7 protein-coding genes are annotated in these 10,719 nt (G+C 61.8%); 5 read left to right on the top strand and 2 right to left on the bottom strand.

Features of this window, described 5'->3' with window-relative positions; genetic code table 11:
• The first annotated feature begins 7 nt into the window (after positions 1-7).
• On the top strand, positions 8-1,105 hold the full coding sequence (locus K349_RS18395; RefSeq protein ID WP_169731281.1) for an HAD-IA family hydrolase: 1,098 nt from the start codon (positions 8-10) through the stop codon (positions 1,103-1,105).
• 203 nt (positions 1,106-1,308) lie between these two features.
• Positions 1,309-2,349 carry a glycerophosphodiester phosphodiesterase gene (locus K349_RS0101095; protein ID WP_211240304.1) on the top strand — a complete coding sequence of 347 codons (1,041 nt, stop codon included), beginning with the start codon at positions 1,309-1,311 and terminating at the stop codon, positions 2,347-2,349.
• Positions 2,350-2,790: 441 nt separating this feature from the next.
• On the opposite strand, the gene K349_RS0101090 is transcribed toward K349_RS0101095, so the two are convergent.
• Positions 2,791-4,674 carry a TRAP transporter permease gene (locus K349_RS0101090; protein WP_026368061.1) on the bottom strand — a complete coding sequence of 628 codons (1,884 nt, stop codon included), beginning with the start codon at positions 4,672-4,674 and terminating at the stop codon, positions 2,791-2,793.
• Positions 4,675-4,916: 242 nt separating this feature from the next.
• Positions 4,917-5,903 (bottom strand): TAXI family TRAP transporter solute-binding subunit, encoded by a 987-nt coding sequence (locus K349_RS0101080; protein WP_026368060.1) that lies wholly within the window; start codon positions 5,901-5,903, stop codon positions 4,917-4,919.
• Between the two features lie 731 nt (positions 5,904-6,634).
• On the opposite strand from K349_RS0101080, the gene K349_RS0101070 reads away from it, so the two are divergent.
• The 3 genes from K349_RS0101070 (at position 6,635) to K349_RS0101055 (ending at position 10,707) form a co-directional block, all read left to right on the top strand.
• Positions 6,635-7,624 (top strand): TAXI family TRAP transporter solute-binding subunit, encoded by a 990-nt coding sequence (locus tag K349_RS0101070; RefSeq protein WP_169731280.1) that lies wholly within the window; start codon positions 6,635-6,637, stop codon positions 7,622-7,624.
• A 362-nt stretch (positions 7,625-7,986) separates the two neighbouring features.
• Positions 7,987-9,756, top strand: coding sequence for a PAS domain-containing sensor histidine kinase (locus tag K349_RS0101060; RefSeq protein ID WP_026368056.1), 1,770 nt, complete (start codon positions 7,987-7,989; stop codon positions 9,754-9,756).
• Positions 9,757-9,969: 213 nt separating this feature from the next.
• Positions 9,970-10,707: a response regulator transcription factor gene (locus K349_RS0101055; RefSeq protein WP_026368055.1), complete on the top strand. Its 738-nt coding sequence runs from the start codon at positions 9,970-9,972 to the stop codon at positions 10,705-10,707.
• Positions 10,708-10,719: the final 12 nt, after the last annotated feature.

The following is a 10,719-nucleotide window of genomic DNA, read 5'->3' as shown; positions in this document are numbered from 1 at the left end:
TGAGGCCATGCGAATGCATCATGTGGGCCTGGTCGTGCGCGACCTCTACGCCCAGGAACTGTTCTACCGGACCATGCTGGATTTTGCGACGGAGTACCGGTATTCGAGCCGGAATACGCCGGGACTTCGGACGGTCTTTCTGCGCCGCGGGGACGCGGTGGTGGAGCTGCTCTCGACGGCGGATCCCGAAAAGATTCCCGCTGTTTCGGACGGAGCCGTCGCCGGAGAAGGGCATCTCTCCCTTGAGGTGGATTCGGTGGAGGGCGAATACGAGCGCCTGCGCGCCCTGGGCGCTCCGAACCTGACGCCCCCCCGGAACACCGGGGACGGCTTCCGGGAGTTCACTCTCACGGATCCCGAGGGAAACCGCATCGAGTTCTGCCGCCGGATTCGTCCCTTCGCCGCGCCTCCTCTTGCGGGGGTGATCTTCGACCTGGACGGCACCCTCGTGGACAGCGAGGACAACTATTTCGAGGCGGACCGAATCCTGCTGGAGGAGTACGGCGTCGCCTTTCATCCGGACATGAAGAAGAAGTACGTGGGGTACAGCAACTTCCTGATGATGGAGGAACTCCACCGGGACTACAACCTTCCCGACGGACCGGAGGTGCTTCTGGAGAAAAAGAACGCCATCTACCTGGATCTGGCCCGGCGGAACACCCCTGCCTTTCCCGAGATGCGGCGCCTGCTCCCCCTTCTGGAGGAGCGAGGGCTCGCCCTGGCCATCGCCTCCGGGTCGTCCCCGTCCGTCATCGACGAAGTCCTTGCCGTGGCGGGCATCGACGCCCATTTCCCCCTTCGGCTCTCCGCCGAGGAGGTGCCCCGGGGCAAACCCGCGCCGGACATCTTTCTGGAGGCGGCGCGACGCCTTGCGCTTCCTCCGGATTCCCTCGTGGTGATGGAGGACGCCAAGTACGGCGTGGAAGCGGCGGTCCGGGCGGGCATGCGTTGCGTGGCCATCCCCTCTCTGCCGCAGCCGCCGCTGGATCCCGCCTTTTCCATGGCGGACCTGCTCTTCGAGGCGGGGATGACAGCCTTTTCCGCCGATGCCTTTCTCGCCTGGCTCGACGGACAGGGCGGAGCGCGGGAGAACGGAAACGCCTGAAGCCGTGCTTTTCCGAAGCTACTGTTCCGGAGGCGTAACGCTTTCCTGACGTTTCCGGAGAAGAAATGTGCCTGCGCTGCAAGAAAAGAGTCATCGTTTCTCCATTGCGCTGAAACGGGAAATCCCTATGCTGTCTCCGCTTCCTCCGGATGTGGGGGAAGACGCATGGGGACTCGTGTCCCGGAGAACGAGGAGGAGAGATGATGAAGCGGAACATGTTCCTGGCTCTGCTGGTGGTGTGTCTCCTGGCGGGAATGGCCGCCGCGGAGGAGATGGGGAAGCGTTTCCTGGTGATCGGCCACCGGGGGGCCTGCGGCTACGTGCCGGAGCACACCCTCAGGTCCTACGAACTGGCGATCGAGATGGGCGCGGACTATGTGGAACCCGACCTTGTCTCCACCAAAGACGGAGTGCTCATCTGCCGTCATGAGTGCGAAATCGGCGCCACCACGGACGCGGCGAAGAAATTCCCCGACAGAAAGAAAAAGGTCGTCATCGACGGCGTGGAGGAAGAGGGATGGTTCGCCGAGGATTTCACCCTTGCGGAGATCAAGACCCTGCGGGTGAAGGAGCGGACGGATTTTCGGGATCACTCCAAGGACGGGCTCTACGAGATTCCCACCTTCCAGGAGATGATCAGCCTCGTCAAAGCCAAGGAAAAGGAGAAGGGGCGGGTCATCGGCATCTATCCCGAGACCAAACATCCCTCCTACCATGATGCCATCGGTCTCTCCCTTGAAGAGCCCCTTCTGGCGGTCCTGAAGCAGAACGGTTACGACCGGGCCGACGCTCCCGTGTTCATCCAGTCCTTCGAGATCGATAACCTGAAGGAACTGAAGGGAAAGACGAACATCCGCCTCATCCAGCTCTTCGACGAGTACGACATGAAACCCGGATGCGTGCTCGCCAAGGGAGGTACCACCACCTACCGGAACATGGCCACGCCGGAGATGCTGAAGGAGATCGCCACCTACGCCTACGGCATCGGACCGTGGAAAGAACTCATCCTCGCCAGGGACAAGGACAACAAGCTTCAGCCCGAGACGAACCTGTTGCAGGATGCCCACGCGGCAGGGCTTGCGGTGCACATCTACACCATGCGCAACGAGGCCAAGTATCTCGCGGCGGAATACAACGGCGATCCCCGGGAGGAATACCGCAAGTGGATCGCTCTCGGCGTGGACGGTTTCTTCACGGATTTCCCCGACACGGCCGTGCAGGTGCGCCTGGAGGTCAGCCGGTAAAGAAAGAGGTGCGGGGGGCCTCCGTCGCGCAACACCAGCCCTCATGCAACCATGTAGCCGCTCTCACGTATGCACGCATGATGAAGAGGCACGTGAGGGAGTTGCGGCGGAGTATGCGCTCAAGAGTGTGTAAAAGTCATCATGAGAAGAGGATGCAAGGAAGGACTCTTGCCTAGAGAAAAGCTGTGACGGAAAACAGGAAGAGACCCGAGGAATCCTTGTGAAAGCCGCCGCGGAATTCCTGTGAGCCGTTTTCAAGCGGGCGAATCCGGCGAGGACGTTTTCAGAGGACTTTCCAAAAGGGCGAGAGAGGCCGCACATTGCGGCCTCTCTCGCCCTTTTTCGTGTCGCCGGTCGGACCGGAGTGCTGTCGGTGTTGTCGCGTTCTTTTCGGGAGGTTCGTGTCCGTGTCGCGGTTGCGCTGTGTCGGTTTCCTTCGGGTTACGCCGCTTGTGCGGGTGTCCGGGGTGTTTGCTTCGGTCCCTTTCCCCAGAAGAGCGCCATACCTGCGATGGTCAGGGCGATGCCCGCCCCCTTGAGGGTGTACAGCGGCGTGAGGCAGGCCAGTCCCGCAAGGAGAAAGATCCCTCGCTGCCACAGGGAGAGCAGTCCCGCCAGATAGCCCTCCATGGCGAAGCCCATCGCCAGGGCCGCTGTGGCGCCTCCCGCCACGGCGGCGAGGTTCTGCAGGGCCGTTCCCTGCAGGAGCAGCGATGGGTCGTAGCAGAAGGCGAAGGGGACGATGAAGGCCAGAATGCCCAGGCGCATGGCCTGGAAACCCGTCTGGTTCGGGCTTGCCCCGGCGATGGAGCTGGCCGCGTAGGCCGCGAGCGCCACAGGGGGCGTGATGGCCGAGACGATGGCGAAGTAGAAGACGAACATGTGGGCGCTCAGGGGGGAAAACCCCATCTTCACCAGCGCGGGAACGCCCAGGGCCGCCGCGAGAATGTAGGCGCCCGTGGTGGGGAGCCCCATTCCGAGGACGAGGGAGATGAGCATGATGAGGAGCAGTGCCAGGAAGGGAATGTTTCCCGCGAAGGAGAAGATGAACCCCACGAATTTGAAGCCGAAGCCCGTGAGTGCCACGGAGCCCACGATGATGCCCGCGGAGGCGCAGGCGATGCCCACCACGGGAATGTTCTTCGCTCCGGCGTAGATGGCGTCGAGGATCGCCTTCGGCCCCATGCGGTGCTCCCTGCTCGGAAGGGAGACGAGCCAGGCCATGCCGATGCCGAGCACCGCCGAGAGCATGGGCGAGTACCCCGTCATGAGCATCCACACGAGTCCTACGATGGGAATCAGGTTGTAGAGGCGTTTCACCACGCCCCGCTTGGAGGGAAGTTCCTCCGGTGAAAGTCCCTTGAGCCCCCGTTTGAGGGCCCGGAGGTGCACCATGAGAAACACCGCCGCGTAGTACAGCAGCGCGGGCACGATGGCGGCGATGACGATTCTGCCGTACTGGATTCCCAGGAGGGAGGCCATGATGAAGGCTCCGGCTCCCATGATGGGCGGCATGATCTGTCCTCCCGAACTCGCCACGGCCTCCACGGCCCCCGCGAAGTAGGGGGCGTACCCCAGGCGTTTCATCAGGGGAATCGTAAAGGTCCCCGTGCCGTACACGTTCGCCACGGCGGAGCCCGAGATGGAGCCGAAGAGACAGGAACTCACCACGGCGATCTTCGCCGGGCCGCCCGGTGTGGTGCCCGCGAAGGCCTGGGCGAACTCCATGAAGTAGGCCCCGATGCCGCTTTTTTCGAGAAAGCCGCCGAAGATGAGGAAGACCATGACGAAGGTGGCGGAGACGCCGAGGGGAATGGCGTAGATGCCCTCGTCGGTGAGGAAGAGCTGCTCCGCCACCTCGGGGATGGTGAAGGAGAGTCCCTTCATGATTCCCGGCAGCAGGTGGCCGAAGTACATGTATCCCGCGAAGAACGCCGCGATGAGCGCCAGAGGAAAGCCCACCACTCGCCGCGTACCCTCCAGGAGGAGTACCGTGAGGAGAAAGGCCAGGGCGATCTGCACCGTCGTCACCGGGTCCACCTGGACGATGCGCATGGCGATGTTGCTGTAGTTTTGCATCACGTACAGCCCAGGAACGGCGGAGAGGGCGGCCAGAATCCAGTCGTAGAGAGGGATGCTGTCCTTGGGAGCGGATTTCGTGGCCGGATAGAGGAGAAAGCCGAGGGGCAGCACCCAGGAGAGATGGATCGCCCGCTGGAGATAGGCCTCGTAGGAGCCGAAGATGGCCGTGTAGAGATGGAAGCATCCCATGAGAATCACATAGACGTAGATGAACTGCTTGGTCCTGCCCGTAAGTTCCCGCATGTGGCCGAGTCCTCCTTCTCTTTTCGTCACCCGTTTCGGTGAGCCTGTTCCGCGGGTGCGGGAGATCCCGCTCGTGGAATGGAAACCGGATCGGAAGATGAACAGGGCGGGATGCCCTTCGAGGCCGCCCGCCCGACGCTGCTCCTCCGCCCGGAGGGGCGGTGCCTTCGAAATTCCCGGGGAAACATCTGCGGGAATTCTTCCCGCCCTGTTCGTCTCTTGCTGCCCCGGTGCCCGATGTCCTAGTTGCCCGCGGCTTCCTTCCAGAACTTCACCGCGCCGGGATGAGCGGGGACGCCCACGGAAATGGCCTCTTTGGGATCCAGCTCCTCCAGGTCCTTGATGGCCGAGGCGATGGTGGCCTTTCCGCCCCAGAGGGATTTCGCCAGCTCGTAGACGAGGTCCTCCGGGAGGTCCTGGCGGATGACGACGCAGGTGTAGTCTCCCACGACGGGAACGGGCTCGGTGACGCTCTTGTAGATGCCGGGCTCGATGTCGAAGGTGGTGGTGCCGTAGGCGTCCGCCATGGCCTTCCGGGCCGATTCGTCCACGGGAAGGAGTACCACCTCCGTCTGGCTCTCGATCTTCATGACCACCGACGCGGCCCGCCCCACGGCGAAGGCGAAGCAGTCCAGATGGTTGTCGGCGAGGAGATTGCCGCCGTCATCGTAGTTGCTGAACTCCACGGAGCCGCCCCACTTCTTGATGTCCTCCCAGGAGACGCCGTATCCCTTCTGGAGAATGGACTTGATGACGAATTCCGAGGCCGTGCCGGGTTTCAGGGTGGCGAAGCGGATGGGGAGCTTCTTCTCCATGACGTCGCCCAGCGTCTTGATGCCGTTCTTTTCCGCGTAGTCCTTGCGCATGATGAAGTAGGTGTACTGCCGGTAGAGGTTCGCGAAGAGCCCCGCGTTGCCGAGGACCTCTTTGTAGGGATCCTCTCCCTTTGCCGCTGCGCCCATCATGGAGGTCACGGAGAGCCCCATGTCCGCCTTCGCGGCGTTCACGTTCACGATGTTCGCCACGCCGCCGCCGGTGCTGCTGGTGGTCTGGAGGACTTCCTTCGTCCACAGATCCGCCATGGCTCCGCCCATGGCGAACCAGTTGCCTCCGGGAGGCCCCGCCATGAACCGGAGCTGATCGGGCCACCCCTCCTTCGCCGCGAATCCCGTGCCGAGCGTACCGAGAACAAGAATGACCGCAAGTGCTGCTACCAGAAACTTTCTCATGATGCCGACTCCTCCTTTCGGATGTGAAATGCCGTAGGGATGACGGTATGCATAGTACGAAAGAATAGTTTTATGGTCAAGAAGTGCAGAAAAACGACAAAGCCTGGGCGATGAAAAGACGAGACGGATCTCCTTGATATCTGACGGTGGAGCCGTGTCAGAAGAAAAAGCGGAGTAGCGGTGTTTTTCATCGCAGGAAAAGGGAAAAACCGAAACAACGGAGGAATTGTACCACAGTTCCTTCTGGAATACCAAGGTGATCCAGAAGAGCTTTCGAAACAAAAATCTTACAAATTTTCCACAACGGCCTCCGTTGTGTGGTGTTTTGTCCTCGGAAGTGTCGCGTGGAGAAAAGAACTGTTCTAAGGAAGCTCTGAATAAAGATCTTTCGCTTGCCCTTGAACTCGGGTCGCATCAGGCTCTGCGAGGCGCCCTGCGGGGCTGACGCAGCCTTATTCAGAGGTTCCCTAAAAGATTCGTCCAGCGTACGGTGCCGCTCCCGGGAGCGGGCGTTCCGGAGAGCCCGATTCCGATCCCGTGATCGCTCTGGGGGAGTATGACGAAAATGATGCATGAGTTTTGCATCTTGCTCGCAGCGGTGGGGCGGGTATAATGACTTCTGTTAACAACCTGTTTCATCGAGTGAGGGAGTGGTTTCTCCTCTGAAGAGATCGTGCAGCGTCCGGGGGGTTCGGGCGATGCGGAGGGGAAAAACGAAGGGGGGGCTTCATGTGATTGGAAGAAGAACGGGAATGCGTCGGAATCTTTGCTGTGCGGTGGCTCTGATGGTGGCGCTCCTGAGTGCGTCGATGGCGTGTGCGGACGCACCGCTCCGTTTTGCCACGGCCGCGTCGGGGGGCATCTGGAACGCCATGGGGGGCGTCATGGGTGAAGAGTTCGGCAAGAACGGCATTCCCGTGTCGGTCACCACGGGGGGGTCCATTCCGAACCTGGTCAACATGAGCCAGGGGAAGGTGGACGTGGCCTTCACCGTGCTCTATCCGGGCATGTCCGTCGACCCCGAGGGACCGTTCAAGGGGCAGAGTCTCGAGAACGTCCGTTTGCTGGCTCATCTCTATCCCCAGTACGTCTATTTCGTGATTCGCAAGGACTTCGCCGACAAGAACGGCATCACCACCGTGGGTGATCTCTTCAACAAGAAGCTTCCCTTCCGCTATGCCACGCTTGCTCGGGGAAACATCACGGAATTTCTGGTGCGCCAGATCATGGACGCCTACGGTGTCACCGAGGAGGATTTCACCGCCTGGGGCGGACAGGTGAACTACAGCTCCTATGCGGACGGCGTCAACCAGATGGCGGACGGCCACGTGGACGCCTACGTGGTCTCCTCGGGGCTGCCCCTCAGTGCCATCATGGATCTTGAGAGCCGGATCGACGTGGTGCTTCTTCCTTTCGAAAACGAGATTCTGAAGAAGATGTGGGATCGTTTCGGCACCCAGGCGTATCTCATCCCCAAAGGAAGCTACAAGAGCGCCACGACGGACATTCCCACCGTGGGGGCCATGACCTCCATGGTCGTGCGGGTGGACCTTCCCGAGGAAACGGTCTACACCATGACGAAACTTCTCTTCGAGCACCGGGACGAGATGGCCGCGGCCGTAAAGGCCCTCGAAGCGCTGGAGCTCAAAACGGCCTCGGAGAAGATCGAGTTCCCCTTCCACCCGGGTGCGGAACGCTACTACAAAGAGCAGGGATTTTAGATCTCGCCCGTCCCGGAACGGGAAAAAATACAGGCCATGAAGTCATCGCCGCGGGGGATTCCCCGCGGCGATGTGCGTCTCGGGGGATTCCCCGCGGACGCTCCCGTCGACGGTTCCGTTTTTGCGCTTTCGCCTCGGGGAGCGTATAGTGGAGACAAGAATCGTTCCAAAAGACCGTCCGGAGCGCGCCTCCACAGAGCCGGTTCCACATTCGCATTCGCCTCTTTCTCGGCGGCGTTTTTGGAGGAAACGGCCCGGAAGGACTTGCGCGGCTGTGCGTCGGTCTTCGTCGGGGAGGGGGTGCCGACCGCATCCCGGAAAACGGACGAAATCGCCCACGGGGTGGAGGAGAGGTGTTTCAGGTGCACGAGGTCGAGGAGGACGGGCGGGCTCCGGTCGTTTCCGGTCCGGAGGGGCCGGAGGAACGGAACGGAGAATCGGTGCACGGCGCGGAGGAGGTTGCGTCCTCTCCGTGTGCGTCCTGCGGCGAATCTTCCCGGGAGGAGGACTGCACTTGTCCCGCCGCGGAAGACTCCGTGCGCCGGATGCTGCTTCCCCGGAACAGCCGCTTTCTGGAATCGGCGGACTTTCTGATCCACCTCCTGGAGACCGCGGAGATGGCGGAGTCTCTGGGAACGCTTCTCGATGCCGCCACGATCTACACGATCCTGCTCGATCCGGAGGGGCGGATTCTCTTTCCGAACCGTCTCTGCTGCGTTCGGTTCGGCAAGAGCTTGGAGGCGCTGCTTGGTACGGTGGTGTTCGATCTCTTTCCGCCCGAACTGGCGGCCTCTCGCCGCGCCAGATTCGAGGAGGCCGTCGCTTCGAGAAGCAGGGTGTCCTTCCGTGACCGTGCCGCGGACGGCACGTTCTTCGACATGACCGTCGTTCCCATCTTCCGGAACGAGCGCGTGTTCCGCGTGGCGGTCTTCGCCAACGACGTGACGGATCTGGTGGTGACCCGTCACGCCCTGGAGGTGAGCGAGGAGCGGTTTCGCCTGGTTCTCGAAGGAAGCGGCGAGGGGTACTGGGATTGGGACATCCCGGCGGGAACGGTCTATCATAGCCCCCGCTGTGCGGAACTTTTGGGGTACGATCCGAGCGAGATCGAAGCAGCGGACCTGAACTCCTGGCGAAGCTATGTTCATCCCGACGACATTCCCATGGTGGAGAGCGCGATCCGGGCCAACCTGGAGGGAACGATCGCCTTCTTCGAAGTGCAGGTCCGGGTTCGCGCCAAAAACGGAGCGCAAAAATGGGTTCTCTCCCGGGCGAAGGTGACCGCCCGGGACGAGGCGGGGCGCCCTCTGCGCATGAGCGGCGTTCACGTGGACATCACCGCGGTGAAGCAAACGGAGGTGGAGCTCGCCAAGGCGGGGCGGCTCTTGACGCAGCTCGGGGAGATGAATCAAGCGCTACAGGCGAACCGTCTCGCCACCATGGGCACCATGGTGGCGGGCGTGACTCACGAGATCAACAACCCCGTGGCATCCATCCGCATGAACGCGGAACTGCTCCGGGAGAACCTGACCACGCCGCGGCGCAAGAACAAGGCGGAACTCCTGGAGGAGCGGTTGGATTACGTGAATGCCATCGTGCGCCTCACGGAACGGCTGGAGCGCATTGTAGACGGGCTCAAATCCTTCTCGCGCCGCAGGGAGATCCGCGTGGAGCCCGTCCTTCTGGCGTCGTGTCTCGCCGAATCGTGGAAGCTGGCCTGTTCCGACCGAAAGCGCGTGGCGAACGTGGAGATGGACATGCAGGTCGAGACGGACATCCGGGTTTCCGCGGATTCCCAGCAGTTGCTCCAGGTCTTCGTGAACGTGCTGCTCAACGCGGTGAAGGCGGTGAACCGCATGGAGCGCCCGCTGGGGCATCTGTGGGTGCGGGGGAAGAAGAGCGGCGGTGAGGCGGTGGTCACCATCGAGGACGACGGGTGCGGCATCGATCCCCAGGATCTTCCCCACATCTTCGATCCCTTCTTTTCCACGGATCCCGCCTCGGGCATGGGGCTCGGGCTCTCGGTCACCCACAGCATCCTCGTGGCGCACGGGGGGAGCATCGCCGCCGCGAGCGAACTCGGCAAAGGCACCACGGTCACGATTCGCCTTCCCCTCATCCCCTCATTGTAAGGGGATGAGGGGAAGGCTTTCTCTCCACCGGTTCAAAGTGTCCTTTTTTCGAACTGTCGGCACAAACTCTCACAAAACCCTAACGCAGAAAAAGGACCTTCTCCCCTACCATGAGAATCACGAAGAATACATGGCTGAAAACCGCGTCTCGGGGAAAGTGGCCTTTCGCCGCTGCGGTGTCTTCGAACAAGGGAGAGAGGGGGGGAATGACTCGTGGCACAGAAGATTCTTCTCGTGGACGATGATCCCGACCTGGTGGAAGTGGTGCGCAAGGGGCTTGTCGAAAGAGGCTATCACGTGGTCACCGCTTCGGGGGGGAGCGAGGGATTTGCCGCGGCGCTCGAACACCGACCGGATCTGATCATCCTCGATATCGTCATGCCTCGCATGGATGGCATTCAGGTCCTTCAGAGACTTCGCCGTCACAGTGACACGGCGGACACGCCGGTGCTCTTTCTCACCGCCCGTTCCTCCGTGTCGGACCGGGTTCTCGGGCTGGAGCACGGCGCGGACGATTACCTCGTGAAGCCCTTCTACCTTCAGGAGTTGCTGGCCCGGGTCTCCACGCTGCTGCGGCGCGGCAAGCGTGCCGTTTCCGAGACGGCGGCGGCTTTTCCCGGAGGAAACGGCAAGGCGAAGATGGTCGATCTCGGCGATGTCGCTCTGAACCTGGAGTCGCGGCGGGCCTTCGTGCGGGGTGAAGAGATCCGCCTCACCAAGACCGAGTGCGACCTTCTGGCCTACCTCATGACCCACGCGGGAGAGGTGCTTTCCAGCCAGGAACTGCTCCAGCAGGTGTGGGGATTTCCCCAGGGAACGACCGATACGGGGCTGGTGCGCTGGCACGTAAGAAATCTCCGGAGCAAGATCGAGACGGATCCGGAACAGCCCGAGGTGATTCTCACCATTTCCCGAAGAGGGTACGTCTTCGCCGGCGGCGAAGAGGAATAACTTTCTTCTTTT

It is taken from the genome of Aminiphilus circumscriptus DSM 16581 (assembly GCF_000526375.1).
Classification (GTDB): domain Bacteria; phylum Synergistota; class Synergistia; order Synergistales; family Aminiphilaceae; genus Aminiphilus; species Aminiphilus circumscriptus.
Note: the sequence above shows the minus strand (reverse complement) of the source record. Positions and strands in the feature narration are given on the sequence as shown.

Bases quoted from the DNA above. Each gene is read 5' to 3' on its own strand.
- K349_RS18395 (WP_169731281.1), top strand. From the start codon at position 8: ATGCGAATGCATCATGTGGGCCTGGTCGTGCGCGACCTCTACGCCCAG.
- K349_RS0101095 (WP_211240304.1), top strand. From the start codon at position 1,309: ATGAAGCGGAACATGTTCCTGGCTCTGCTGGTGGTGTGTCTCCTGGCG.
- K349_RS0101090 (WP_026368061.1), bottom strand. From the start codon at position 4,674: ATGCGGGAACTTACGGGCAGGACCAAGCAGTTCATCTACGTCTATGTG.
- K349_RS0101080 (WP_026368060.1), bottom strand. From the start codon at position 5,903: ATGAGAAAGTTTCTGGTAGCAGCACTTGCGGTCATTCTTGTTCTCGGT.